The 25,886-nt window shown below is 69.4% G+C and carries 21 protein-coding genes and 1 pseudogene; 11 read left to right on the top strand and 11 right to left on the bottom strand.

Annotation, left to right across the window (positions count from 1 at the left end; genetic code table 11):
• Window positions 1-238: 238 nt before the first annotated feature.
• Window positions 239-838 carry a TetR/AcrR family transcriptional regulator gene (locus KCH87_RS41725; protein WP_210593140.1) on the bottom strand — a complete coding sequence of 200 codons (600 nt, stop codon included), beginning with the start codon at window positions 836-838 and terminating at the stop codon, window positions 239-241.
• A 98-nt stretch (window positions 839-936) separates the two neighbouring features.
• On the opposite strand from KCH87_RS41725, the gene KCH87_RS41720 reads away from it, so the two are divergent.
• The 6 genes and pseudogenes from KCH87_RS41720 (at window position 937) to KCH87_RS41695 (ending at window position 7,644) form a co-directional block, all read left to right on the top strand.
• The gene (locus KCH87_RS41720) at window positions 937-1,965 is read left to right on the top strand and encodes a zinc-binding dehydrogenase (RefSeq protein ID WP_210593139.1); all 1,029 of its coding nucleotides are present in this window, start codon (window positions 937-939) and stop codon (window positions 1,963-1,965) included.
• The gene (locus KCH87_RS41715) at window positions 1,965-2,567 is read left to right on the top strand and encodes an NADPH-dependent F420 reductase (RefSeq protein ID WP_210593138.1); all 603 of its coding nucleotides are present in this window, start codon (window positions 1,965-1,967) and stop codon (window positions 2,565-2,567) included. The genes KCH87_RS41720 and KCH87_RS41715 overlap by 1 nt, the downstream gene beginning before the upstream one ends.
• A 65-nt stretch (window positions 2,568-2,632) precedes the next feature.
• Entirely contained in the window at window positions 2,633-3,745 is a 1,113-nt protein-coding gene (locus KCH87_RS41710; protein ID WP_210593137.1) for an alkene reductase, read from the top strand.
• A 131-nt stretch (window positions 3,746-3,876) separates the two neighbouring features.
• Window positions 3,877-4,559 (top strand): annotated as a pseudogene (locus KCH87_RS41705) (IS701 family transposase); the annotation flags it as partial.
• Between the two features lie 465 nt (window positions 4,560-5,024).
• Window positions 5,025-6,680 carry a CocE/NonD family hydrolase gene (locus KCH87_RS41700; protein WP_210593136.1) on the top strand — a complete coding sequence of 552 codons (1,656 nt, stop codon included), beginning with the start codon at window positions 5,025-5,027 and terminating at the stop codon, window positions 6,678-6,680.
• A gap of 25 nt (window positions 6,681-6,705) precedes the next feature.
• Window positions 6,706-7,644, top strand: coding sequence for an RNA polymerase sigma factor (locus KCH87_RS41695; protein ID WP_210593135.1), 939 nt, complete (start codon window positions 6,706-6,708; stop codon window positions 7,642-7,644).
• Window positions 7,645-7,674: 30 nt separating this feature from the next.
• On the opposite strand, the gene KCH87_RS41690 is transcribed toward KCH87_RS41695, so the two are convergent.
• The 5 genes from KCH87_RS41690 to fae all read right to left on the bottom strand — a co-directional run bounded on the left by KCH87_RS41690 (window position 7,675) and on the right by fae (window position 13,083).
• Window positions 7,675-8,835 carry an iron-containing alcohol dehydrogenase family protein gene (locus KCH87_RS41690; RefSeq protein ID WP_210593134.1) on the bottom strand — a complete coding sequence of 387 codons (1,161 nt, stop codon included), beginning with the start codon at window positions 8,833-8,835 and terminating at the stop codon, window positions 7,675-7,677.
• A gap of 100 nt (window positions 8,836-8,935) precedes the next feature.
• On the bottom strand, window positions 8,936-9,874 hold the full coding sequence (locus KCH87_RS41685; RefSeq protein WP_210593133.1) for an NAD(P)-dependent oxidoreductase: 939 nt from the start codon (window positions 9,872-9,874) through the stop codon (window positions 8,936-8,938).
• A gap of 43 nt (window positions 9,875-9,917) precedes the next feature.
• On the bottom strand, window positions 9,918-11,438 hold the full coding sequence (locus KCH87_RS41680) for an aldehyde dehydrogenase (RefSeq protein WP_210593132.1): 1,521 nt from the start codon (window positions 11,436-11,438) through the stop codon (window positions 9,918-9,920).
• Window positions 11,435-12,547 (bottom strand): mandelate racemase/muconate lactonizing enzyme family protein, encoded by a 1,113-nt coding sequence (locus tag KCH87_RS41675; protein WP_210593131.1) that lies wholly within the window; start codon window positions 12,545-12,547, stop codon window positions 11,435-11,437. The genes KCH87_RS41680 and KCH87_RS41675 overlap by 4 nt, the downstream gene beginning before the upstream one ends.
• Window positions 12,544-13,083: a formaldehyde-activating enzyme gene (gene fae, locus KCH87_RS41670; protein ID WP_210593130.1), complete on the bottom strand. Its 540-nt coding sequence runs from the start codon at window positions 13,081-13,083 to the stop codon at window positions 12,544-12,546. The genes KCH87_RS41675 and fae overlap by 4 nt, the downstream gene beginning before the upstream one ends.
• Before the next feature lie 245 nt (window positions 13,084-13,328).
• On the opposite strand from fae, the gene KCH87_RS41665 reads away from it, so the two are divergent.
• The 3 genes from KCH87_RS41665 (at window position 13,329) to KCH87_RS41655 (ending at window position 17,165) form a co-directional block, all read left to right on the top strand.
• Complete coding sequence (locus KCH87_RS41665) at window positions 13,329-14,117, top strand: IclR family transcriptional regulator (protein ID WP_374199097.1); 789 nt, start codon at window positions 13,329-13,331, stop codon at window positions 14,115-14,117.
• A gap of 159 nt (window positions 14,118-14,276) precedes the next feature.
• Window positions 14,277-15,752 carry an NAD-dependent succinate-semialdehyde dehydrogenase gene (locus KCH87_RS41660; RefSeq protein ID WP_210593128.1) on the top strand — a complete coding sequence of 492 codons (1,476 nt, stop codon included), beginning with the start codon at window positions 14,277-14,279 and terminating at the stop codon, window positions 15,750-15,752.
• A gap of 51 nt (window positions 15,753-15,803) precedes the next feature.
• Window positions 15,804-17,165 carry an MFS transporter gene (locus KCH87_RS41655; protein ID WP_210593127.1) on the top strand — a complete coding sequence of 454 codons (1,362 nt, stop codon included), beginning with the start codon at window positions 15,804-15,806 and terminating at the stop codon, window positions 17,163-17,165.
• A gap of 76 nt (window positions 17,166-17,241) precedes the next feature.
• On the opposite strand, the gene KCH87_RS41650 is transcribed toward KCH87_RS41655, so the two are convergent.
• From KCH87_RS41650 to KCH87_RS41635, 4 genes are all read right to left on the bottom strand, one after another.
• Window positions 17,242-18,009 carry an NPP1 family protein gene (locus tag KCH87_RS41650; protein WP_374199096.1) on the bottom strand — a complete coding sequence of 256 codons (768 nt, stop codon included), beginning with the start codon at window positions 18,007-18,009 and terminating at the stop codon, window positions 17,242-17,244.
• A gap of 31 nt (window positions 18,010-18,040) precedes the next feature.
• On the bottom strand, window positions 18,041-19,156 hold the full coding sequence (locus tag KCH87_RS41645; protein ID WP_210593126.1) for a chitinase: 1,116 nt from the start codon (window positions 19,154-19,156) through the stop codon (window positions 18,041-18,043).
• Between the two features lie 82 nt (window positions 19,157-19,238).
• Window positions 19,239-21,389 carry an RICIN domain-containing protein gene (locus KCH87_RS41640; RefSeq protein ID WP_247197598.1) on the bottom strand — a complete coding sequence of 717 codons (2,151 nt, stop codon included), beginning with the start codon at window positions 21,387-21,389 and terminating at the stop codon, window positions 19,239-19,241.
• A gap of 101 nt (window positions 21,390-21,490) precedes the next feature.
• Entirely contained in the window at window positions 21,491-22,849 is a 1,359-nt protein-coding gene (locus KCH87_RS41635; RefSeq protein ID WP_210593125.1) for a lectin, read from the bottom strand.
• 361 nt (window positions 22,850-23,210) lie between these two features.
• Here KCH87_RS41635 and KCH87_RS41630 point away from each other — a divergent pair, with 361 nt between their 5' ends.
• Both KCH87_RS41630 and KCH87_RS41625 read left to right on the top strand, forming a co-directional pair.
• On the top strand, window positions 23,211-23,852 hold the full coding sequence (locus KCH87_RS41630) for a TMEM175 family protein (protein ID WP_210593124.1): 642 nt from the start codon (window positions 23,211-23,213) through the stop codon (window positions 23,850-23,852).
• Window positions 23,853-24,037: 185 nt separating this feature from the next.
• On the top strand, window positions 24,038-24,811 hold the full coding sequence (locus KCH87_RS41625) for a hypothetical protein (RefSeq protein WP_210593123.1): 774 nt from the start codon (window positions 24,038-24,040) through the stop codon (window positions 24,809-24,811).
• A gap of 9 nt (window positions 24,812-24,820) precedes the next feature.
• Here KCH87_RS41625 and KCH87_RS41620 read toward each other — a convergent pair whose 3' ends face one another.
• Window positions 24,821-25,822 carry a glycoside hydrolase family 43 protein gene (locus tag KCH87_RS41620; protein WP_210593150.1) on the bottom strand — a complete coding sequence of 334 codons (1,002 nt, stop codon included), beginning with the start codon at window positions 25,820-25,822 and terminating at the stop codon, window positions 24,821-24,823.
• Between the last annotated feature and the right edge of the window lie 64 nt (window positions 25,823-25,886).

Genomic DNA, 25,886 nt, shown 5'->3' with positions numbered 1-25,886 from the left:
GAGCGGATAAGCGCGAGGCTCACCGCACCAAACGATCTCAAGGCGCTCGCACCCGACGGCAGCCCGCTACACCGAAGACTCGGTAGGAGCGGCAACCAGGTGGCGGGTTGCCGGAGATCAGTAGCCCTCTCCAGCGGCTGCCTGGCGGAAGATGACAGCTGTCCTCTCGGCAGCTGTCCCCTGCACCAGTCGGCGCACGAGCGTGGGCACTCCCTCCAGCTGACAATCGGTCAGTCGGTCAGTCGAGAGCGTGGGCGCGGCAGGTCCGCAGAATCTCGTCGGACAGTTCAGGCTGGACGTGGCTCACTGCGCGGGCGAGGGCCATTGCCCCTACGAGTCGGCTGAACAGCAGCACCGCACGGTCCCGCGCCTCCTGTGAGGTGATCTCCCCTTCGTGCTCGCGGGCGAACTCCTGGGCGAAGCCGGTGAGGTATCCCTCCACGCCGCTCGCGTAGGCGCGCTGGACCGTGTCGCTGTGCCGTCCGGCGTCGGTGACCAGGGAGGCGGAGGGACAGCCGCCGTCCGGGGCGTCGCGGTGGGCGGCCGAAAGGTAGTTGTCCACCACTCGCTTCAGCGGTGGGCCGGTGAGATCGGCGCCTTCCTCAAGGGCCTGGTCCAGAGCGCCCAGAGAGGCTTCGAACGAGGCACCGCATGCCTCGGCGGCCAGATCGCCTTTGGATGCGAAGTGGTTGTAGAAGCCGCCATGGGTCAGGCCTGCTTCCTTCATCAGTTCGGCGATCCCTACGGAATCGACGCCCTGCGAGCGGAACATGCGTCCTGCCGCCTCGACGATGTTCTGCCGGTTCCTGGCCTTGTCTTCCCTGGTGATCCGCGGCATGGCCGCCCTCCTGCGTCGGCAGTATTTGACGTTTTCAATGTTACTCCTCATCATTCTGTTTAATGATGCTCATCATCAAAGAGTGAGTGGAGGCGCTTATGCGCACCGTGGAGTACACCCGCCAAGGGGAAGCCGTACAGGTACTGACGCTGAGGGAGGAACGCCACCGGCCGACTCCCGGCGTCGGAGAGGTTCTGGTCCGCATGCTGGTCCGGCCCATCCATCCGGGGGACCTGGTCGGTGTGGAGGGTCTGCCGGGGCAGCCCGAACAGCAGTCGGGGGCCCGGACTCCCGGAGTGGAGGGGATGGGCGTCGTCGAGAGCGTCGGAGCGGACGTCCGCACACTGCGCCCAGGTCAGCGGGTGGCGGTTTTCCCGGCGCCGGGAACATGGAGCGACTTCGTCGTGGTCCCAGCCGATCTGGCAGTGCCGGTGCCAGCCGGAGTCAGCGACGAGACTGCAGCCCTAATGCTGGTCAACCCGCTGACGCTGTGCATGCTGTATCGCGCAATAGAGAAGGCCCTGCGCGGGCAGACGGGTCCGGTTCTTCAGACCGCCGCCGGCTCGTCCATCGGCAGGTTGGTCAGCGCAGCCGCGGTCCGGCACGACCTGCAGTTGATCAACCTCGTGCGCAGCACCTCCGGTGCCGAGAAGGTGCGGACGTTGTACCCCTCCCAGCCCGTGATCGCGACATGCGACGACGACTGGCAGGGACAAGTCCGCCGCCATGCCGGCGAGCGGGGCGTCCATGTGGTCCTCGACTGTGTCGGCGGTGCCATGACCCAGGACCTCGCCGAACTGCTCGCCGACGGCGGCACTCTGATCTCCTACGGACATCTGAGTTCTGGCACGACACCGTTTGAGGCGCTGCCTCTCATGGCGCGGGAGCTGACGGTGCGGGGAGTGTCGATACTGCACTGGATGAGCCGCACCCCCAGGGAGCGGGCTGAGGATGTCGCCTTCGCTCAGGACCTGGCGCAGAGCACGCCGGACCTGCTTGACGTCGCGGCCAGCTACGACCTCGCCGACTTCAAGCCGGCCATCGAGCACGCCCGCCGCCCGGCCAAGAGCGGAACCGTCCTGCTCACCACACCGCAGACGGCCGACTCCGGAAACGAGGCCGCCTGATGAAGATCGGAATGCTCGGAGCTGGAGAAGTCGCCCAGGCCATCGCCCGGCATGCGATCCGTCACGGCCACGAGGTCGTGCTCAGCAACAGCCGAGGACCTGCCTCCCTGGCCCCGCTGGTCAAGGACCTCGGCGCGCTCGCGACGGCCGCAACCCCTGCGAAGGCCGCCGTCGCGGACCTCGTCGTGCTCGCGGTGCCCTGGCCGCAGATCCCTGACGCCGTCGCCGGGCTCCCCCGCCGGGACGGGACCGTCGTCATCGACGCCACCAACCAGTTCGCCTCCTATCCCCCGAACCTGAAGATCGCCGACCTGGGCGACCTCACCGGGAGCGAATACGTGGCCTCCCTGCTTCCCGGCGCGCGCGTGGTCAAGGCTTTCAACGCCCTCTACGGGCAGTTCATCGCACCCGATCCCCGCCACGAGGCGGGGCGGCAGGTGCTGTTCCTCGCCGGCGACGACGCCGACGCCAAGAACACGGTGAAGGTCCTGACCTCCGAGTTCGGCTTCGCCCCTGTCGACCTCGGAACGCTGCGCGAGGGAGGACGCCTCATCCAGCTCGGCGGCCCTCTGTCCGCCCTCCACGCCCTCAAGCAGGACTGATCCCACCAACCCGCTCGTGCTCCTCATGCCCACGAGGAGCGCCTTCCATTACGAATGAGATCCTCATGTCCGACCTGACCTCAGTACCCGGCACCCGGCCCCTCCTGCAGCCTGTTCAACTGGGCGCGCTCAAGCTGCCCAACCGCGTCGTCATGGCTCCCATGACGCGCTCCCGGGCCGACAACGAGGAACTGGCCCCCACCGACCTGCACGCCACCTACTACGCGCAGCGCGCCGGCGCCGGCCTGATCATCGGCGAAGAGGCCTGGGTCAGCACGGACGCGATCGGCTTCATCAACGTCCCCGGCATCTACACCGACACCCAGACCGCCGGCTGGGCCAAGGTCACCGAAGCCGTGCACTCCGCGGGAGGGATGATCGTCACGCAAATCGGCCACGCCGGCGCCGCCTCCCACCCGGACCACCACGGCGGCAGGCTCCCCGCCGGCCCTTCGGCGATCAATCCCCACCAAATGTCCTTCACCCCCGACGGCCCGAAGGACTCCCTCACGCCACGCGCCCTGAGCGCCGCGGAGATCGCCACCACGATCGACTCCTACCGCCAGGCAGCCGTCAACGCCCTGCGCGCCGGATTCGACGGCCTGGAGATCCACGCCCAGATATCCCATCTCGTGGCCCAGTTCCTCAACCCACGCCTCAACCAGCGCACCGACGCCTACGGCGGCAGCAGTGAGAAGCGGGCCCAGTTCCTCTTCGACGTCGTGGACGCCGTCAGCAGCGTGTGGGGCAGCGACCACATCGGAATCAAACTCTCCCCCTACTGGAATCACGGGCCTGCCTTCACCGCAGATTCCGAGACGCTGGCCGAGTACGACCAGCTCCTCAGGCGCCTCAACGGCAGCAACCTGGCCTACCTCCACCTCCTCGGCCCGGAACCCGACACGGGAACTGACGACACCCTCACCGCATTCACCCGCTACCGCGCCCACTACCACGGCGCCATCATCGCCAACCTCGGCTTCACACAAGCGAGCGGCAACGAGATCCTCGAACGGCAACTGGCCGACGCGGTCTCCTTCGGCGCCCCCTTCATCGCCAATCCAGACCTCGTCGATCGATTCACCCACGGCCACCCTCTCGCCGCCGACAACCGCGACACGCACTTCGCGGGTGGCGCGGAGGGATACACGGACTACCCCACAGTGACCGGCTCCTAATACTCCAGTTTTGTGGCCGCACCCGGCCGGGAACGGGTACGGCCACCGCGTGATCATCGGTTGGTGTGTGGACAAACGAAGATCGTGCGGTGGCCGCTGGCCATAGCGTAGACCCCGCCCGCCGGCGGGCGATGTTCGACCAGGCCATGGCCCGGATCGCGGGACATTTCGGCCGGGTTGAACCCCGGGCGAGTGCCCGCTCCTATCTGCTCGGGCTGCTGTCGCGTGCCGAGCGGAAGAACTGCTGGCAGCTGGCCGAACAGGCCGGCCCGGCCCGGCCGGGGCCGATGCAGCGCCTGCTGCGCTACGCCCGCTGGGACGCCGACGCTGTCCGCGACGACATCCGCGCTTACGCCGTCGAACACCTCGGCGCCGACGGCGGTGTGTTGATCGTGGACGAGACCGGCTTCGTGAAGAAGGGCCGGGCTTCGGCGGGCGTCCAGCGCCAGTACACCGGCACCGCGGGCCGCATCGAGAACTTCCAGGTCGGGGTCTTCCTCGCGCCTATGCCACCAGCCGGGGGCGGACGCTGATCGACCGCAGGCTCTACCTGCCCGAGCACTCCTGGTGCGCTGACGCCGAGCGCCGCCACGCGGCGGGGATACCCGAGGAGGTGCGGTTTCAGACCAAACCCCGCCTGGCCTGGGAGATGATCGCCGCCGCGCTGGACGCCGGGGTGCAGGCATCGTGGGTGACCGGCGACGAAGTGTACGGACAGGACCCGCAGCTTCGTGCCGCCCTGGAGGCACGTGGGACCGGCTACGTGATGGCCGTCGCCTGCTCAACGCGGGTGCGGATCAACCACGGCCGCACCACCATCCGCGCGACTGGTGGCGGTGATCGCGAGCGTTGTTCCTATAGCCAGCGCGGGTGCGGTGCGCTTGAGAACGGTGCCGATTCGCATGGAGAGTTGACCCTTCAGCAGGTGGGGTTCAGGTGGTGCGCAAGGCTTGCCGCGCCACGCGCGGGTAGTGCAGAAGCGCGGAGAACGGGGCGCGTCGGTGAGCGCGGGAGCGCAGATCACGGCAGCGGACAGCGCCGCGCCACCGCTTCGAAGGTGGCGGGGAACCCTTTCTGCGGGCTGTACCGGCGACTGCCGGAGAATTCGATGACTGGACCTTGTGACCCTGTTTGTGGTGCTTCTCATCTATGAGAGGGTTCGCTCGCGTTCCGTCTTAGCGCCGAATTTCCCTGATGACGCCAAGTGGAGATACCTTCTCCACATGGTCGGCGTGGTTGCGTGAACCGGTCGGCGGTCTCGCGCCGGGAGGAGAACGTCATGGCAGTATCCCGACAGGTCGGGCCGCCGGCCCGTGCGCTGGGGGCGTTGTACGGGAAGACGCTGGGTCTGCCCCCGGTGCGTACGCGGTACAGCATCCGTTCGGGGATTCGGGTGCCGACCCGTGATGACGCCGAACTGCTCACCGACCACTACATCCCCGAGCAGAACCCGCGGGGCACGGTACTGATCCGTTCACCCTACGGCCGTGGTGTGCCGCTGAACTGGACGCACGGCCGGATGCTCGCCGCCCGCGGCTATCACGTACTGGTGCAGAGCGTCCGTGGCACGGCCGGATCGACCGGGATGTTCCGGCCGATCGTCCAGGAGAGTCAGGACGCGCAGGACACCCTGGAGTGGCTGCGGGCGCAACAGTGGTTCGACGGGCACCTGGCCACGTTCGGCGGGTCGTATCTCGGCTGGGCCCAGTGGGCGCTGCTTCAGGACCCGCCGCCGGAACTGCGGGCTGCCGTAGTCCTGGTGGGCCCGCACGACTTCCAGCAGGCGATGTACGGAACCGGCTCTCTCGCGCTGGCCGACCTTCTCACCTGGAGCGCTATGGTCGGGGCTCAGGGCGACGGCGGTCTGCGGGGGCTGCGCGGCCTGGTCACCGCCCGGCGCCGGCTCGCGGCCGCGTGGGCGGAGCCGACACCCGCCGAGGCAGCCGCATCGGCGCTCAAGGGCACGGCGGCGGCCTGGTTCAGTGACTGGCTCGACCACTCCGCTGCGGACGACCCCTTCTGGGCCGGATACCGGGCCGATTCGGCTCTGGAGAAGGTCGACGTCCCGGTTCTGCTCCTGGGCGGCTGGCAGGACGTCTTCCTCGACCAGACCCTCCATCAGTACCGGACGCTGCGCCGCCACAATCCATCGGTCGCGTTGACGATCGGGCCATGGACGCACATGGACACCGCCGCCAAAGCAGCGCGAGTCGTCGACCGGCAACTGGTGCGCTGGCTCGACCAGAACCTGGGCGGTGACGCCGCGACTGCCGAAGCCCCCGTGCAGATCTACCAGACCGGAGCCCGAACGTGGCTCCGGCTTCCCGACTGGCCGCCGGCCGGAACCGAGCGTGTCCTGTGGCCGCGGCCGGACGGCGGCCTGGGACATCACGCCGCCGAGGGGACCGTCGGGTACCGCTACGACCCGGCAGATCCCACCCCCTCCGTGGGCGGCCGGCACATGCGTGCCAACGCGGGCACGGTCGACAACCGGAGCCTCGAACGCCGCGCGGACGTCCTCACCTTCACCACCGAAGCCCTCGCAGAACCCGTCGATGTCATCGGCGCGCCCACCGTGGAGCTCGAGTTCGCCGCCGACAACCCGCACGCGGATGTGTTCGTCCGGCTGTGCGACGTCGACGGCCGAAGCCGCTCGCGCGTCATCACCGAACGATTCGCCCGGCTCAGCCCGGCACCGCTGGAGCCCAGCAAGATCCGGCTCGAACTGGGAGCATGTGCACACCGATTCGCCGCCGGTCACCGGATGAGGCTTCAGATCAGCGGCGGCGCCTATCCGCGCTTCGCCCGCAACTCCGGAACAGACAAGCCAGGGAGCTTCGCCGCTGTCGCTGTTCGTATCGGCCTCGCCGCATCGAATCTCACTCTCCCCGTGCCGGGGACCCGCCCCGACTCCCAAGCAGCACAAGGTTCGTGACAGATCGCCTCGGAGGCGTGCAGACATGGCACCACCCCTCAACCCGCCCACGGATGAGGAACTCACCCGCAGGGCCCAGGCCGGCGAGACCGGTGCCCTCGGTCTGCTGCTGGCCCGGCATCAGGCGCCGATGCGCGCGGTGGCGCTGAGCCTGCTCGGCTACGGCCCCGACGCCGAGGACGCCGTACAGGACGCGGCGCTCACCGCGCTGCGGCGTATCGGAGACGTACGAGAACCCGCGGCCGTGGGTGCGTGGTTGAAGGCGGTCGTCCGCAACGCCGCCCGCACGCGCCTGCGCGCCACGCGAGAGGTTCCCGGCCTGGACGGCCTGGACCATCTGCATCTGCGCGACCATGAGCCTTCGCACCCCGAGCGGCTCATCGAGCAGCACGCGATGCGGGACTGGATCTGGAGCGCGGTGGAGGAACTGCCGCCGAAACTACGGCTGGTGCTGATGCTGCGCCACTTCAGCGGCATCACCTCCTACGAGGAGATCGCCGAAGCCTGCGAGGTGCCGGTGGGCACGGTGCGCAGCCGGCTCAACCAGGCCCGGGCCAAACTGGCCCGAGTGCTGCTGTCGACCGCGACGCAGACGCACGACGACGCCGCCACTCTCACCGAGGACAGCAGGCACGAGGCCGTGGCGACCATGGAGGCGTGGAAATCGGGTTCCCTGCCCCGGGAGATCTCCGAGTTGTGGCCGGCCGAGACCGAGATGGTCGGCAGACTCAGCCGGCCGGGCCGGCGCGTCCATCCCGTTCCCGTCATGCGCCAGTACCTGGAAGACGGGGTGCGCCAGCACGTGCGCCATGTGGTGGCCAGCCGCTCCATCGCCATCTGGGAAATGGACGTCACCCACCACAGTGCCGTCCACCGCTGCCCACCGACCCTGGCCTGGCTCATGTTCCGCCGCAACGGACGAGTCGAAAGGCTTCGGGTGGTCTTCCCCCGGCCGACGGCGTGAGCGTGGCATCCGGCGGACGGCAGCCCCGGCTCAGAGCGTCGCGTCGAGGATGTCGAGGATCTGCTCCTCGGTCGGCTGTCGCGGCGTGTTGCGGGTCACGGCGTCCGCGAGGGCGCCGGAGGCGATGGGGCGGAGCAGGTCCGGGCGGACGCCGAGGTCGCGCAGGGGCTGCTTGATGTCGAGCGCGCCGGAGATCTCGCGTACGGCGTCGATCGCGGCGCGTGACCAGTCGCCGTCGGCGGGCGGGGCGAGGTGGAGTGCGCGGGCGGTCTGCTCGTAGGCCTCCTGGGCGGCCGGGGCGCTGAACTCCAGGACCTCCTCCAGGACGGCGGCCAGCGCGACGCCGTGCGGGGTGCCGGTGTGGGCGGTCAGGGCGTGGCCGATGCCGTGGACCAGCCCCAGGCCGGAGATGGTCAGCGCCTGGCCCGCCAGGTGGGCGCCGAGCATCAGCTGCCCGCGTGCCTCCAGGTCCGAGCCGTCGCGGTGGGCGGCCGGCAGCCAGCGCCCGACCATGGCCACCGCCTGGGTCGCGTACGCCACCGAGACCGGGTTGGCGCCGCGCGAGGCCAGGGACTCGATGCCGTGCACGAGGGCGTCGATGCCGGTCGCTGCCGTGATCCTGGCGGGCAGGCCGAGCGTCAGCTCCGGGTCCAGCAGCGCGATCCGCGGTTTGACCGAGGGATGGCCGATGTAGACCTTGCGGCAGGCGGTGGTGTCCTCGATGACGCCGAAGCCGTTGGTCTCCGCGCCCGTGCCCGAGGTGGTGGGAATGGCGATCAGCGGCAGGCCGTCGAGCGCGTCCCACAGGGCGTCCGCGTCGGCCGCCGCCGCGTCGGCGTTGCCGAACAGCAGCGCGATGCCCTTGGCGGCGTCGAGGACCGAGCCCCCGCCGAGGGCGACGACGGCCGCAGGACCGAAAGCCCGCGCCCGGGCGGCACCCTCGTCGACGTTGCCCGTGGAGGGGTTGGCGCCGACCCCGTCGTACACGCCGTGCTCCACGCTCGCCGCGTCCAGGGCCTTGAGTACCCGGTCGACGATGCCGGCGGCGCGCAGCCCACGGTCGGTGACCACGAACGCGCGGTGCAGACCGAGGGAGGAGATCAGCTCGGGGAGGTGTTCGACGCGGCCGGGGCCGAACTCGATGCGGCAGGTCGGGTCGATGGTCAGCTGGTCGATGGTGGACTCGCCCATGGCGTACGGCTCCTGGAAACGCGGCGGGGATGGGGGGAGGGGTGTGTCCGCCGGGCCGGGCGGCTGGCCCCGACCGGCCCGGCGGACACGACGGAACGGATCAGACGGGGCTCAGCGCGGCGTCGTCGTGGGCGGCGGCCGGATTCGGGAGGCGGAACTCCCGGCCGGCCAGGGACTCGTAGAGGCGGACCGGGCTCATCTCCCCGGCCAGGTCTCCGTGCTGTGCCTTGGAGCGACGGTAGATCTGCTCCACGAGCGCGGACAGTTCCGTGGAGACGCCCACCTCGCGGCCGAGGTCGACGGCTAGTCCGAGGTCCTTGCAGGCGAGGACCATGGCGAACGAGTCGTCGTAGTCGCCGTCGGCCAGCACGGACAGGATGTCGTTCTCCAGGAAGGACGAGGCGGCCGGGCTGGCGAGCAGCGAGCTGCGCAGCACGCCCAGGTCCACGCCCGCCTTCACGCCCATGGCCAGCACCTCGGACGTGGCGACGAGGTGACTGAACCACAGCAGGTTGATCATCAGCTTGACCGTGTAGCCGGCGCCGAGCGGGCCCACGTGCAGCACCTTGTCGGGGTCGCCGACGGTCTCGAACACGGGCAGACACATACGGAAGTCGTCCGCCGACCCGCCGACGAATATCTGGAGTCGCCCCGCCTCGGCACCGTGCGCCATGCCGCTGACGGGAGCGTCGAGGCGGCGTACCCCACGCCGGTCGAGCACCTCGGCGGCGACCCGCTCCGCGGCGGCCGGAGTGGAGGTCGACATGTCGATCCACAGGGCGCCCTCGGACAGCGATTCGGCGGCTCCGCCGCGCAGCAGCACGTCCTCGACGATGCGCGGATTCGGCAGCATCGTGATCAGCAGTTCGGCGTCGGTCGCGCACGCCGCCGGTGTCTCGGCCCAGCGCGCGCCGAGCGCCAGGTGTTCGACGGCGGCATCGGGCCGGGTGTCGTGCACGGTGACCAGGTGTCCCGCGTGGATCAGGTGGCGGGCCATGTGGCGTCCCATGTTGCCCAGGCCGATGAAACCGGTCCTCATCGATGTCCTCGCTGCAGTTCGGAGGGAAAGGGGAGCTCGCCGTTCAGGCGAGGTTGATCCAGGTGGTCTTGAGCGCGGTGTACGCGTCCAGTGCGTGCAGGGACTTGTCGCGTCCCGCGCCGGTGGCCTTGAAGCCGCCGAAGGGGGTGATGACGTCGCTGGCGTCGAAGGTGTTGATCCACACCGTGCCGGCCCGCAGCCGCCTGGCGGTGCGATGGGCGACCGTCACGTCTCGGGTCCAGACGGAGGCGACGAGCCCGAAGTCGCTCTGGTTCGCGAGCCGTACGCCTTCGTCGACATCGCCGTCGTACGACACGACGGCCAGGACCGGGCCGAAGATCTCCTCCTGGCCGACGGTGGACGTGTTCGCCACGCCGTCGAGCACGGTCGGTTCGACGAAGGTGCCGCCGGTCTCGGTGAGCGTGCGTCCGCCGCCCAGCAGGACGTGTGCCCCGTCCTCCTTGCCGCGCTCGATGTAGCCGAGAATCTTGGCCAGTTGGTTCTCGTCGACGATCGGCCCCATGACGGTGGCCGGGTCGAGCGGGTCGCCGACGTGGAAGGTCTCGGCGGTGATCCGCCGTACGGCATCGAGGAGTCGGTCCTTCACCGACGCGTGGACGACGACCCGCGAACCCGCGTTGCAGGTCTGTCCCGCGTTGTAGAAGATGCCCCACGCCACGGCGGACGCGGCGGCCTCGATGTCGGCGTCGGCCAGTACCAGCTGCGGCGACTTGCCGCCCGCCTCCACGGCGATCTGCTTGCCGTTGGATTCGCCCGCGTACACCTGGAAGAGCCTGGCCACCTCCGCCGAGCCGGTGAAGGCGATCTTGTCGACGTCCGGATGGCGGCCGAGAGCCTGTCCCGCGATCTCGCCCCGCCCGGGGACCACGTTGAGCACGCCGTCGGGCAGCCCCGCCTCGGTGGCGAGCGCGGCCAGCCGGAGGGCGGCGAGCGAGGTCTGCTCGGCGGGCTTGAGGACGACGCTGTTTCCGGTGGCGAGCGCCGGGCCCAGCTTCCAACTCGCGATCAGCAGCGCGTAGTTCCACGGCACCACCGCGCCGACGACACCCAGCGGCTCCCGGGTGATCAGCGCGAGCGCGTCGCCGGGGGTCGGGGCCACCTCGTCGTACGTCTTGTCGATGGTCTCGGCGTACCAGGCGATGGTCTCGGCGGTCTTGTCCACGTCGATGCGCACCGACTCGGTGATCGGTTTGCCCATCTCCAGGGTGTCCAGCAGCGCCAGTTCCTCGGCGTCGGCCCGGATCAGCTCGGCCCAGCGCAGCAGGACGCCCTTGCGCTCCTTCGGTGCGAGGTCGCGCCAGCGGCCGTCGTCGAAGGCGGTACGGGCGGAACGTACCGCCCGGTCGACGTCCTCGGCCCCGGCCGCCTGCACCTCGGCGAACACCGAGCCGTCGCGCGGTGAGACGCTGGTGAAGCTGTCGCCGGAGGTGGCGTCGGTGAAGGCGCCGTCGATGAACAGGCGGGTCTCGACGGTGAGCTTGCTCGCCGCGGCCAGCCACTCGCCGTGGCTGCGCTTCAGCAACTCGTCGATCGTGTACGTCACTTGATCCTCCAGCGGTCGATCGCGTCCTCGTCCAGCTCGACGCCGAGTCCGGGCCGGCCCGGGACTTCGAGGTCGCCCTCGGCGTTCACCCGGACCGGTTCGGCGAGCATGAAGTCGCGGCGCTCGGGGGTCCAGCCGGGCGGGTCGTAGGGGAACTCGAAGTAGGGGCCGCCGCCGACGCCCGCCGCGACGTGCAGATTGGCGAGCACGCCGATGCCGTTGGTCCAGCTGTGCGGGGTGAACTGACGGTGCTTCAGCTGGGCGAGCTCGGCCAGGGTGCGGGCGCGGTGCATGCCGATCGCGAGCACCACGTCCATCTGGTAGATGTCCAGGGCGTCCTCTTCGAGGTAGCGCAGCAGCTCGGTGGGGGAGTGGTGCATCTCGCCCGCGGCGATCCGGATCCCCGGGTTCTCGGCGCGCAGCCGCTTGAAGCCGTCCAGGTCCGCGTACGGCAGCGGCTCCTCGACCCAGAACACGTCGAGTTCGGCGAGACGGGCGATGGTCTTGCGGGTCTTGGCGAGGTCGGAGGCGTTCGCCGTGTCGCCCGCCATCCGCCAGGACTGGTTGAGGTCGACCATGATCTCGAAGTCGGCCCCGAGCTCCTCACGTACCGCGCGCACCGCCGCGATGCCCTCGTCGACCCGGTTGCGGTCGATGCGGATCTTCATGGCGCGGAAGCCGGCCTCGCGCACCTTCAGGGCGGTGGCGACCCGCTCATCGGGCGACTTGAGCTCGCCGGAGGACGCGTACGCGGGCAGCTTCTTCGCCGTGTTGCCGAAGAGCTCCGACACCGGGCGGCCGTGCACCTTGCCGATGACGTCCCACAGCGCCGCCTCCAGAGGCCAGTAGTGCGCGCCGTGGAAGTTGGCGGTCTCGATGGCCTTGACGTGGCGGGTGATGTCGAGCGGGTCCTCGCCGACGAACAGGTGCTTGTACGTCTCGAAACCGTCCATGAGGTCGCCGGAGCCGATGCCGGTGATGCCCTCGTCGGTGTGGACACGGACGATCGTGGCGTCGAAGTGACGGCGCGGCTCCGGGTCCCATGCGGCGCGGAACGGCGGGTCCAGCTCCAGGCGCAGCCGGTCCAGCGTGATGTCGGTGATCTTCATCGGGCGAGTACCTCGGCGGTAGGTGTGTAGAACGGGTTCGTCGGCCCCTCCTTGGCGGCCGCCTGTACGTCGGAGACGGTGGGCGTACCGGTCACGGCGGCCCGCACCGCGCCGTACGCGGCGGCGCGCTGGTTGCGGAAGGAGACGTCCAGGTCGTCGACCGCCGGGTTGACCCACATGGCGGCGATGATCAGCAGGTCGTCGGCGTCCTCGGCGGGGATCAGCCCTTCGTCGACCGCGTCCGCGACCCCCTGTGCAAGACCGGCCTGGGCGGAACCCCAGGTGGCGCGCTGGTGCAGCTCGCCCTCCGCGGCGGCCTTGTTCACGAACAGGGTCAGCGGCTTCACCGGGACGGACGGCCGTACGACCGTCATGAACGGGACGTGCCCGGCGCTCGGTGTGGCCAGCGCCGTCGCCCAGGCGGTCTCGACGGGGCCGCCCTTGCGTCCGATCACGACGTTCGTGTGCGCGGCGTTGGCGCCCTCACCGACGAAGGACTCGCCGATGAGCGCGGTCGGGGCAAAGGGCGAAGACATGGAATCTCCTGGATCTCCGGGAGCGGGAAGCGGCGGCGGGCCGGGGAAGCGGTGGGCTGCGGAATCCTTGCCGTGCGGGCAAAGCTCGCATACCTCGCACTTCATCCGGTCCGATGCGGCGAATCTAGGTCTGCCGCCACCCCCTCGCAAGGCGGTCGCGGGAATCGAAATGCCGGTTGCTCTCCTGACAACTCGCTGGCTGACCTGGGGGTTCGTTCCGCATGCCGATGCCTAGGATGGTTCGAGTGACGGACACCCCCTCGGCCTCCCGCGGACACGGCCTGCGCCGCGACATAGACCTGCTGGAGGCGCTCGCCTCCGACGAGGCCCAGAACGCCGGCGGCCTCGGCGTCGTACGCCTCGCCCAGCTGGTGGGCCGGGAGAAGACCCAGGTCTCGCGGGCCCTGAAAGCCCTGGCCGCCGAGGGCATCGTCGAGCGTGACCCCGACACCCTTGAGTACCGCCTCGGCTGGCGGCTGTTCTCCCTCGTCGCCCGGACCTCGGAGAGCAGGCTGATGCGTGTGGCCGAGCCGGTCATGCACGCGCTGTCGGCCGACCTGGAGGAGACCAGCCACCTGTGCGTGCTGAGCGACCGCGACGTCCTCACCCTGCTCTCGGTCTCCGGCCACTCGTTCCGCGTCCATGGCTGGGAGGGGCGCGGGGTGCCCGCCTGGCGGTTGTCCGCCGGGCGCGTCCTGCTCGCCGACGCGACCCCCGACGAGCTGTACGTCCGCTTCGGCACGAGCAGCGAGATGCCGGTCCAGGAGCTGTGGACCCTCATCCAGGACGCCAGACGGCAGGGCTACGCGCGCGTGAGCGAGGAGTTCGAGGAGGGGCTGGTCGGCGTGTCGGCGCCGGTGCGGGACTTCCGGGGCCGGGTCGTCGCGGCCATCAACATCTCCGCCCCCAAAGCCCGGTTCGGCGACCGCCTCGACGAGGCGGGGCGTACGACGGCCCGGGCGGCGGCGAGGGTGTCGTCGCTGCTGGGCTGGGAACCGCGGCGGACGCCGCTGCTGCGGGCCCGGCTGACCTGATCTCCGTACGACTGCCATGATCGGCGAGTTGCCCTCACAGCAACCACGGTTGCGATCTGCCGGGGTTGCCTTGTCGGTCGTATGGCGCGCTCGTAAATTCACCGCGAACCGGACCAGCCACCCCTCGTCCCCGGTCCGGCACGGAGAAATGAGCAGCTCATGCCCCTCGTCGACCTCGACACCCTCGCCAAGGCACCGCCGGCCGAAGGCGATGTGTACGTCGGCGGCCGCTGGTGCGCGGCCGAGGACGAACGCACCTTCCCCGTGTACGACCCGGCCACCGGCGAGTTGGTACGCGATGTGTCCGCGGCCGGCCCGCGCGACGCCCTGGCCGCCGTCGAGGCGGCTGCCGCGGCGGCCGCCGGGTGGCGTGCCACGCCGGCCCGTCGCCGTTCGGAGATCCTGCACAACGTGTTCGTGCTGATGCGCGAGCACAACGACACCCTGGCCCGTCTGATCGTCCTGGAGAACGGCAAGGCCTACCGGGACGCGGCGGCCGAAGTCGGTTACGCCGCCGAGTTCTTCCGCTGGTTCGCCGAGGAGGCGGTCCGGATCGGCTCCTCCTTCGGGGACGCACCGGCCGGCGGTTACCGGCATGTCGTCCGCAAGCACCCCGTCGGCGTCACCGCCTTCGTGACGCCCTGGAACTTCCCGGCCGCCATGGCCACCCGGAAGATCGCCCCGGCGCTCGCGGCGGGCTGCCCCGTCCTGCTGAAGCCCGCGCCGGAGACCCCGCTCACCGCCCTCGCCATCGCCGCGCTGCTGACCGAAGCCGGCCTGCCCGACGGCCTGTTGAACGTCCTGCCGACCGACCGCGCCCCCGAGGTCGTCTCGGCCTGGCTCGGCGACGAACGGGTCCGCAAGTTCTCCTTCACCGGCTCCACCGCCACCGGCAGGCTGCTCCTGGAGCAGGCCGCGGCGAACGTCGTCAACGTCACCATGGAGCTGGGCGGCAACGCCCCCTTCGTCGTCTGCGAGGACGCCGACATCGACGCCGCGGTGCACGGCGCGATGGACGCCAAGATGCGCGGCGGCGGCGAAGTCTGCATCGCCGCCAACCGGTTCTACGTCCATGAGTCCGTCGCCGCCGAGTTCACCGAGAAGTTCGGCGCCGCCATGACCGCCGTACACACCGGACCCGGTCTGGCGGAGGGCGTCACCCTCGGCCCCATGGTCAACCGGGCGGCCGTCGACAAGATCCGCTCCCTCGTCGACGACGCCCTCGCACGCGGCGCGAAGATCGCCGCGCAGGGCACCACGCCCGACGGACCGGGCCACTTCCATCCCGCGACCGTCCTGGTCGACGTACCCGACGACGCCCGGATCCTGCACGAGGAGGTCTTCGGACCGGTCGCGCCCCTCACCACTTTCACAGACGAGGACGAGATGCTGGCGCGGGCCAACGCGACGGTGCACGGCCTCGCCTCGTACGTCTACTCGCGCGACGTCGGCCGCGCGCTGCGCCTCGCGGAGCGGTTGGAGGCCGGCATGGTCGGCCTCAACCGCGGCCTGCTGTCCGACCCGGCGGCGCCGTTCGGCGGCGTCAAGCAGTCCGGCCTCGGCCGGGAAGGCGGCCGCGAAGGCATCGAGGCGTTCCTCGAAACGCAGTACATCGCCCTGGACTGGCCCAACTGACCTCCCCCCACACCCCCCTTCCGCTCACGCCGCTCTTGACAAGGACCGCCCATGGCACTGACGCCTGCGACCCAGCACCAGTCCAGCAGACCGGAAGTCCCCGCCACCGAGCGCGAACGCCACCGTCTGCACACCAAGTTGAAGCTCGCCACGCAGATCGGGCAGGGCATCGACGGCTACATCATCGGCGGCATCGGCATGGCGATGGCCGCGCTCACCGTCGACCTCCACCTCTCCACCCTCATGCAGGGGCTGGTCGGCGCGTCCCCGCTCATCGGCATCTTCATCGGCGGACCGCTCTTCGGGCGGCTCGCCGACCGGATGGGCCGGCGGCCGGTGTTCCTGTTCGACATGATGATCTTCCTGGTCGGCTCGGTCCTTCAGTTCTTCGTCGCCGACGGACTCCAGCTCTTCCTCATCCGTCTGCTGATGGGCGTGGCGATCGGCGGTGAGTACGCGATCGGCGCGCCGCTGCTGTCCGAGTACGCGCCCCGACAGGGCCGCGGCCGGCTGCTGGCCAGCCTGGAGATCAGCTGGTACGTCGGATACGCGCTGGCGACCGTCGTCGGTGCCCTGTTCGCGAACGTCGACGGCGGCTGGCGGTGGTCCCTGGCCAGCAGCGCGGTCATCGCCGTGGTGTGCGTCGCGCTGCGTGGCGGGATCCCGGAGTCGGCGCGCTGGCTGCTGAGCCGGGGGCGCCGCGAGGAGGCCGAGGCACTGATCGAGAAGTACGGCATCGAAGTCGACGTCGACGCCGAACTCGAGGAGCGCGACGCACCCGCGAAGGAGGGCTTCCGGGCGCTGTTCAATCGACGGCATCTGCGCAGCACGGTGTTCGCGAGCGTGTTCTGGGCCGCGCTCGTCCTGCCGTACTTCGCCATCGGCACGTTCTGGACCCAGGTGTTCGAGGCCCTGAACATGGGGGACAACGCGGTCGCGGCGCTGCTCGTCTACTCCTTCACCGCGGTGGCGGGCGTGACGGCGGGCTGTCTCGTCGTCGACAGAATCGGCCGCCGCAGGCTGCTCATCCCGCCGTTCTGGATCACCGCCGGCTGTCTGGCCCTGGTCGCGGTGTGGCCGACGTCCACCCCGGTCATCGTCGGCGGCTTCCTGTTCTTCATCTTCCTCAACGCCGCCTCCAGCGCACTGACCGCCGTGTACCCGCTGGAAGTCTTCCCGACCTCCCTGCGCACCACGGGCGTCGGCTTCGCCACCGCGATGAGCCGGGTCGGCGCGGCCATCGGCACCTTCCTGCTGCCGATGGGCCTTGACCGCTTCGGCGCGGAGTTCGTGCTCCTCGTCGGCGCCGGGGTGCTCGCTGTCGGAGGCCTGGTCTCGCAGTTCCTCGCCCCGGAGACCACGGACATGGACCTCGCCAGGGCGGCGCGCGAGGCACGGGCAAGCCAGGCGTGACGCGTTCTTGCCCGACGATGGGGAAGGCCCCCGCAGGCGAGCGCCTGCGGGGGCCATCCTCTTCACACGGTCGGCGTCAGGCGTACGGGTCGAAGGGGATTCCGGCCGGGCTCGTGTAGTCGAGAGCCCACTGGAAGTCGCCGTCGTCGATCTTGAAGGTGGCCGAGCCGAAGTCGGCGCTGCTGAGCTTGTCGCGATAACCGGCCGGGTAGCCCTCCCAGCCGACGAGCCGCGGGTAGAACCAGTTGCCCGTGGCGTTCTCCGCCGGGTCGTCGCTGCTGTTGGCGAAGCGGAAGCAGTGGCTCCCGATGCCGTCCTTGTGGTACACGATCTTCGGGTGGGAGCCGTCGAAGCGGATCTCCGACCGTGCGAGCGTCTGGTAGGAGCTGTGCTGGGACGCCGACACGTACTGGACCTCGTTGTTGTTGATCCACACGATGACGTGTTCCCAGTCGTGGGTGTGCCCGAGGGCCGCCGGGCCGAGCGTGATCTGGTCCTTCTCGAAGTAGCTGGCGTACATGACCGCGCACCAGCCGTTGTTGCACTTCTCGCGCGAGTAGGTGTTGGAGTTGTTCAGCTGGGCGGGGTCGTGGCACTTGCCGTTGACGTCACCGCCGAGCGCCAGGCCGGGGTTGATGGTGCCGTCGGCACCGATGGCGGCGGTGGCGTAGCAGCCGTCACCGTCGTAGTCGTAGGCGGGGGAGAAGGTCTGCTCCAGGCCGTTGGCGTTCTGCGGCAGCAGGGTCAGGACGTTCGCGTGGGCGGTCGCCGGGATCGCGACGACGAGCGTCATCGCGCCGAGTGTGCCGAGCAGGACGTTGGCGAGGGATCTCAACTTGCGCAAGGGGGCTCCTAGTTGAGCTGAGCGGCCGTCGTCAGCAGTACAGGTTGCTGCCCGGCGACACGCCGAGAATCGAGGTGAAGCGGTTGTAGGCGTCCACGCGGCTCTGCACCTGCGCCGGGTTCTTGCCGTCGCACTCCAGGGAGCCGTTGATGGAGCGGATGGTCTGGCCGAAGCCGGCCTGGTTGACCATGGCGTTGTGCGGGGTCATGGTCCCGGGGCCGGACTGGGTGTTCCAGTACCAGAGCCCGGTCTTCCAGGCCACGGAGGCGTCGTTCTGCACCAGCCACGGGTTGTTGAGCAGATCCAGGCCCAACGCGTCACCGGCGGCCTTGTAGTTGAAGTTCCAGGACAGCTGGATCGGGCCACGCCCGTAGTAGGCGGCCTGGCCGGCCGGGCAGCCGTACGACTGGCTCCAGTCGCAGTAGTTGGGGTAGTTGGAGGTGTTCTGCTCGACGATGTGGACGAGCCCGCCGGTCTCGTGGTTGACGTTGGCGAGGAAGGCGGCGGCCTCTTGCTTCTTCACCGTGTCGCTGCCGGTGTTGGCGAAGCCGGGGTAGGCGCTCAGCGCGGCGGTCAGGCCGCTGTACGTGTAGAACGAGTTCCGGCTCGGGAACATCTGGTTGAACTGGGCCTCGGTGACGACGAATCCGGACGGCGTACCGCCACCACCACTCGCGGGCGCGCTCCACTTCTGGTTCGCGCCGCCCGAGCAGGTCCAGATCTGTAGCCGGGTGCCGTTGGCGCTGTTGTTTCCGGTGACGTCCAGGCACTTGTTCGCGGCCGGGTTGACGATGTCGTTCGCGCCGCTGACCACCCACTGCTGGTTGGAGCCGCCGGAGCAGTCCCACAGCTGCACCGCCGCACCATCCGCGGTGCTGCGCTCGACGACGTCCAGACACTTGCCGAGCGCACGCAGCGTTCCGTCACCGGAGTTGGACCAGATCTGGGCGCTGCTTCCGTTGCAGTCGTAGAGCTGTACGGCGGTGCCGTTGGCGCTGCTGGCCCCCGCGACGTCGACACACTTGCCGGCGAGGCCGGTGATCGAGCCGGTGGCGGCCTGGGCGGGCGTCACGGTGAACAGGGCGGTGAGGACGGCGGCGAGCACGGCGAAGACCGCGAACCGGCCGAGAAAACGGGGTCTGTGCATGGTTGAGGACGCTCCTTGGGTGTAGGGGGTGGAACGGCCGTCCCTTTGAGAGCAGGGACGGCCGTCGGCGGAGCTGGTGTGCTTAGGGGTAGCTGGTCAGATTGGCCACGTTGGTCGTGGAGTTGGACGGGCCGCCCGTGCCGTTCACGACGTGCCGGATGGTGCCCACTCCACCGAGGGAGACCGTCACCATGCTGGTGAAGCGCACATTGGAGTTGTTCGGCGCCTCGATGGCCCGCTCGGCGGCCACACCCGGGTTGACGTTGAAGTAGCAGTAGCTGCCGAGGCCGTAGGCCTGGTGGCTGGTGACCGAGTCGGCGACCTTGTAGGCGGCGTAGCCCTGCGTGGAGCCGTTCATCCAGGAGGCCTGGTTCGGCGGGTCGTACGGCATCTCGTTCTGGTAGAAGTACGTCCGGCCGCCGTTGCCGTTCCAGATGGTCTGGTACTTCTGGTAGTGCTCGACGAACAGGCCGTACATCGTGACGTTGTCACCGTTGACGATCAGGCCGGTGTCGCCGGTGTTGCTGTTCCAGCCGATGCCGGTGCCGTGGTCGCCGCGCCAGATCCAGGTGTGGTCGCCGATGACGTTGTCGCTGTTCACCACCAGGCTGGTGGTCGCCTTGCCGACGGCGGCGCCGCCGACGCGGAAGTACACGTCGTGCAGGGACGTCGGGTTGGCGGCGTGGGAGGCGGACGAGCCCGTCGGGCCGACCTCCATCAGGGTGGGCGAGTTGGTGGTGCCCGCGTCGAAGAGGACGCCGGCGACCTTCACACCGTCGACGTCGGCAACCTTCATCGCGGTGATGCCGTTGTCCGGGATGAACGTGGCGAGGCCCAGTCCGAGGACGACGGTGTCGGCGCGGTTCACCTGGAGCGTCTGGTTGAGGTGGTAGACGCCCGGGGTGACCAGGAGGTTCTTGCCCGCCGCCAGCGCCGCGTTGATGTCCGCGGCGGTCGCGCCCGGCTTCACGACGTAGAAGGTGTCAAGAGACAGCGAGCTGCCGGACGGGGTTCCGTTCGCCCAGCTGGTGCCGGTGGAGTTGGACCGCGTCGACGGCACGAACACCTGGTAGGCGCCGTTGCCGTCGACGTACAGGGACGGCTTCTCCCGGCTGACCGGGGTCTGCGCGACCGTGGTGTACGGCGGGCTGGGGAAGCTGGTGCCCGGGACGCCCTGGCTGCCGACGAAGACCATGTTCCAGTTGGAGCCGGTCCAGCTGCCGACCTGGGAGTTGCGGGTCAGCCACTGCTGCTGGCTGCCGGAGTTCACCTGGCCGTCGATCTTGGTGTCGGCGAGGAGACCACCGCTGGACCAGCCGTTGTCGTCCAGAGCGAGGTTGCCGCGCAGGTGCATCCGGCGGTACGAGGCCGCCTGCGAGACCGCCCAACGATCGGTGCCGCCGGTCGGGTTGACGGACAGGTTCTCGGCGCCGCGCCAGAAGTTCTGGGTCGCGTTGCCCTGGAACCAGTCGGCCTCGGCATGCACCGCGCCGTTGATCGTCACCGCGTCCGGGGTCAGCCCCAGACCCGCGACCTGGGTGTAGAAGCCGACGTTGACATCGGCGTCATAGGAGCCCGGCTTGAACAGGACGGAGTAACGCTGGGAGCCGAACTGGTTGGTCTCCTGCTGCTGGAAGATCGAGTTCAGCCTGCTCTGGATCGTCGACGACGACATCGACGGATCGAAGACGACGACGTTCGGGCCGAGGTCCGGATTGGTGCCGGACTGGGTCACGGGGACCACCTGGAAGCGCTGGGCGGCGCTGCCGTTGCAGGTGTACTGCACGAACTGCACGCTGTCCGCGGTCGCGGCGCCGGGGACGTCCAGGCACTTGCCGCTGTTGCGGTTGACGAAGTGGTAGGCGCCGCCGCCCTCGTCGACCGGCAGCCACTGCTGGTTGGTGCCGCCGCCGTAGGCCCACAGGTGGACGGGCGCGTTGTCGGCCGTGGACGTGTCGGCGACGTCCACGACCTGGCCGGTGTTGTTGCCGTTGTTGATACGGACGTAGCCGTCGCTGGTGGCGGTGAAGCTCCACTGCTGGGCTGTGGTGCTGTTGCACTTGTACTGCTGCACGACGGTGCCGTTGGCGGTGCCGGCCGCATAGGCGTCCAGGCACCTGCCGCTCGCGGCGTTCATGACGGTGGCGAAGCCGGTGGGCAGTGCCGCCGCCGCGCTCGCCGCCGCGCTCGCGGGCGCGGAGGTGAGCAGCGAGGCGACGGCTGCGGTGACCAGCGCGGTGGCCGTGGATCTGCGGCGGCGCTTGAGCGCGGTGCGCAAAGAGGTGAGCACGGAATCTCCTTGCCGAACAAGTCGGCGGACGGGGGGTGGCTGGATCAGCCGGTGTACGCGGCGAAGACGCGGGTGTAGTCCCAGTCGGACTGGCCCACACCGGAGCAGCTGTCGGCGGGGCCGCCGGTGCATGGGCGGTCACGGTTGACGGACCAGAAGGTCAGCCGGGCCAGGTGGTGTTGCTGGGCGTAGGCGAGCATGGTCCGGAAGTCGTTCACCGTGACGGTCTCGTTCTGATCGGTGATGCCGTTCATCGACGAGATGCCCATGGACCGGTAGGCCTGGTCGTCGCTGTAGCCGTACGCGGTCTTCAGCGCGTTCCTGAGGCCCTCGGCGGCCTGCACGGACAGGTTGCCCATGTTCTGTCCCACGCCGCCGAAGTTGAACGGCATGATCGTCCAGGCGTCGACGGTCAGGCCCGAGCCTGCGGCCCGGTTGATCAGGCTGGTGTCGGGGCCGCTCTGGCCGGTGCCGATGGTGACGTACACCTTCAGACCCGCGTTGTTGGCCTTGACGGTCTTCAGGGCGTCCACGGTGCGCTGCTGCACGGTCGGGCTGTTGTAGGCGTCGGCCTCGAGATCGATGTCGATCGCCTTGAGCCCGAAGGCGCTGATGACCTTCTGGTAGGCGGCCGCCAGTTCACTCGCGGTGGAGCAGGAACTTTCCAGCTTGTTGCCGCTCCAGCCGCCGAAGGACGGGACGATGTCGCCGCCATTGGCGCGCACGGTGTTGATCGTCTGCTGGTCCACACCGCCGGTCAGCGCCCGGCCGCCGTCCCACTGGGGGTTGCAGTAGCCGTTGCTGAGCACGAAGGCGAGCGTGAAGTACTTGACGCCGGTGGCGTTGGTGACCGTGGTGGGGTTCGGCGGGCTGCCCCAGCCGTTGTAGAGGTACGGCGCCACGGCCATCGGCGTGGACGGGGTGCCGCCGTCGCCGGGGGCGGGCGCGGTCCACTTCTGGTTGGCGCCGCCGCCGCAGCTCCAGATCTGTATGCGGGTGCCGTTGGCGGAGCTGTTGCCGGTGACGTCGAGGCACTTGTTCGCCTGCGGGTTCACGATGTCGCTCGCGGCTGTGGCGGTCCACTTCTGATTGGCGGCGCCGGTACAGCTCCACAGCTGCACCGTGGCGCCGTCGGCCGTGGAATTTCCGGTGACGTCGAGGCACTTGCCGAGGGCGCGGATGGTGCCGTCGCTGCCGACCGTCCACTGCTGGGCGGCGGTGCCGTTGCAGTCGTAGAGCTGGACGGCCGTCCCGTCGGCGGAGTTCGCGCCGGCGACGTCCAGGCACTTGCCGGCCAGGCCGGTGACGGTGCCGGTGGCCGCCTGCGCGGGGGACGCGGTCAGCAGGCCGGTGGCGAGGGAGAGTGCGGCGAGGGAGACAACTGCGGGGAGAGGTCTGGGCATGAGCGCAGAAGGCCCTTCGTGGGGGATGGGCGACCGAGGCCGCGTTCACCTCATGAACAGTGGATGCGTCACACGGTGCGATGCTGAGCCGTGAACCTAAAGGTCTGGACCGCTTTCGTCAAGAAGTGAAGTAAGTTGTGAAGGAAGCGAGTTGCAGCTTCCGGCCAGCCCTCGTCCGCACGCGGGGGTACGCATGCCCGGAGTTCGTCCCGCGTTGGTGCACCCGCAATCCAGTGACCCTGCGTGCGCACAGAACAGCCACCTGAGCTACCCCGGTCGCACAGCCCCACGTGGTAATTCTTGCCTTCCCGGCCCGACTGCCGTCCCCCTGCCCGTCAACGACCCCTGTGATGGCGCCGACATGAACAACCGCTCCCTTGGCCTTCCCCGTCGCGAGGTCTCCGTAGGCCCCGAACGGCTACTGCTGCTCGGCGACGCCGTGTTCTCGATCGCGATGACACTGCTCGCCCTGGAGATCACCGTTCCGGAGGGCCTGCCCGACTCCGAAGTCGCCCACGCCGTCCGGGAGGCGCTGCCGTCCATCGGCGCGTATCTGCTGAGCTTCGCCGTGATCGGTACGCTCTGGCTGGCCCAGCACGCCCTGTTCCGGGTGATCGGGGCACTCGACCGCTGGCTGCTCTACGTCTACTTCGTGCTCCTGGCGGTCGTGGCCGCACTGCCCTTCCCGACCCGGCTGCTCAGCGAATACAGCGAGACGACCACGGCGACCGCCTTCTACGGCGCGTCGATCGCCGTGGCCAGCGCTCTGCTGTGCGCGATGTACCTGCGCCTGCTCGCAAAGCCCGCGCTGACGGCGACGGACACCCCTCCCGCGGCCCTGAAAGAGGCGGTTCGCCGCGGCGTCCTGCTGATCCTGGTCTTCGCGACCTCGGTCCCGGTGGCCTTCTTCTCGCCGTCCCTGGGCAAGTACTGGTGGCTGCTGGCGATCCCGGCCCGGCTGCTGTTCCGCCGGACCCGCGAGACCACCGAGGCGCGGGCCTGAGTGGCCCTGGCGAAGCCGGCCGCGGTTCGGCAACTGATCGAACTGCTCCCATTTACCGATCGCCGGGCCGACCCGGTCGGCCCGGTGCCGTCTTTGTTCAGGAGTTCTTAAGGCCAGGCTGAGCCACTTCACAAGAACGGCCAGCAGGCTCGGGGGCAGTTGCCCCAGCGAAGGGAAGCTCCCTCATGAACGACCATGACATGACGCATGACTCTTCGCCCGAGTCGGCCCCGGAGACCACGACCCTTCAGGCCCCCCGGTCGTACGTGCGGCGGATGATGTTGAAGAAGGGGGGATGGATCGTGGTCGCCGGGCTGACCTGTGCGGCGCTCGGAACCACTCTCGGTGTCACGTCCGCCGCAGCGGACCCCGCGTCGTCCGCTGCCGCCGAGGCCGCTTCTTCGCCGGCGCCCGCACCCACCGGTGGCGGACCCGCGGCCGACCCGTCCGACGGGGGCGCGACCGGCATCGTCGACGCCACGTCCACGACGGGCTTCACCATGACGACGGCGACGGGAGTGCAGGTGACGGTGACCGAGTCCGCCGCCACGAAGACCGTCGGAGCCTCCGCCAGGGCGGTCAAGGAAGGCGCGAGTGTCCTCGTCCTCGGCACGGTGGACAGTGCGACCATCGACGCGACGCGCGTCATCCTGCAACGCGGAGGCGACGGCGGAGCCGCGGCCGCCGAAGCGGCCGGAGTCATCCCCTTCCAGCAGGGCACGCCGTCACCGGACAAGTCGGTGGGCCAGATCCCCGACTACACCGAGGGTGAAGGGACGATCATCAACGGGACGGCCGCGTACAAGGCGATCAAGGCCGCGCAGGCCGTCGTCCCCGGAGGCATCAACGACCGAGTCGTCGAACTGAGCAACGGCGAGTACGAGGTCCACAACATCAGCGTCAACTGGCCGCACCACGTCTTCGTCAGCAAGGACTTCAAGGTCCTCGGTTACGAGTAGGCGCCGGCGTCATCCGCCGCCATCGAGGTCGGCGCGGCGGCGGAGCACCCGGAGTTCGTGACCGAGGAGTTGCATCTCGTACAACTTCCCTCGCGCGTTGTCGAAGGGGCGGTGCAGGACCATCATCAGCCGGTCGTCGAAGGTGTGGAACAGCATGCCGTGACCGCTGTCGTTCCGGACGAGCGGCCCGCACTGCTGCCACGGACCTTCGATCGTGCCGGACTTCGAGACGGCACAGGTCTGCACATAGCCGCCGCTGATGGAGCCCTCCTGACCGGCCACGTCCTTTTCGTATGTCGACCACAGCATGAGCAGGGAGCCGTCAGGGGTGCGGTACAGCTGTGGGCCGTCGGTGACATAGGGCGGCAGCTGGTGCGGTACGCCGCTGGGGATCTGTTCGCTGATCCAGGACGCGTCCGAGGCCTTGAACAGGAAGACCGGAGCCCCGACGGTGCCCGACAGGTCCGGAGCCAGCCGGATCGCTTCCATGGTTCCGTCGATCGTCTGTAGCCACTCGTGGGCGTACACCATCCAGGGCTGCCCGGACGGGTCGACGTGGAGCGTGCCGTCGAGGGTCATGAGGTTCTCGGGCGGGGTGGGGCGTGACGGGTCGATGACGGTGAAGGGTCCCAGCAGTGAGTCGGACACGGCGGTGACCGTGCCGCGCATGTGGTTCGGGACCTGGAACGGTGTGCCCCATGGGCCGGGCGGTGGTACCGGAAGCGGCTTGTCCTGGTTGTGCAGCGTGGTGAACAGGTAGTACTTGCCGCCCCACGCGTGCACCTCCGGTGCCCATCCGCCGTCCGTCGCCCAGATGTCCTTCTGCTCGGCGGCCAGGAAGACCACGACAGGGCGCATCCAGTCCCGCAGGTCGTGGCTGCGGTAGACCATCGTGCCGACGCCGTCCACGCCCGACGTGGCCTGGTCGTTGGACGTGTAGAGGTAGTAGGTGCCGGACTGCTCGTCGGCGACGATGAACGGATCGTGGAGCGGCATGTCGGGGAGCCGCATCAGTTCGGTCTCAGCCACCGTCGAAGAATACGTCGGCGCCGTACCGCCCTTTCGTGCTCCCACG

The organism is Streptomyces sp. GESEQ-35 (assembly GCF_017948485.1).
Taxonomy (GTDB): Bacteria; Actinomycetota; Actinomycetes; order Streptomycetales; family Streptomycetaceae; genus Streptomyces.
Note: the sequence above shows the minus strand (reverse complement) of the source record. Positions and strands in the feature narration are given on the sequence as shown.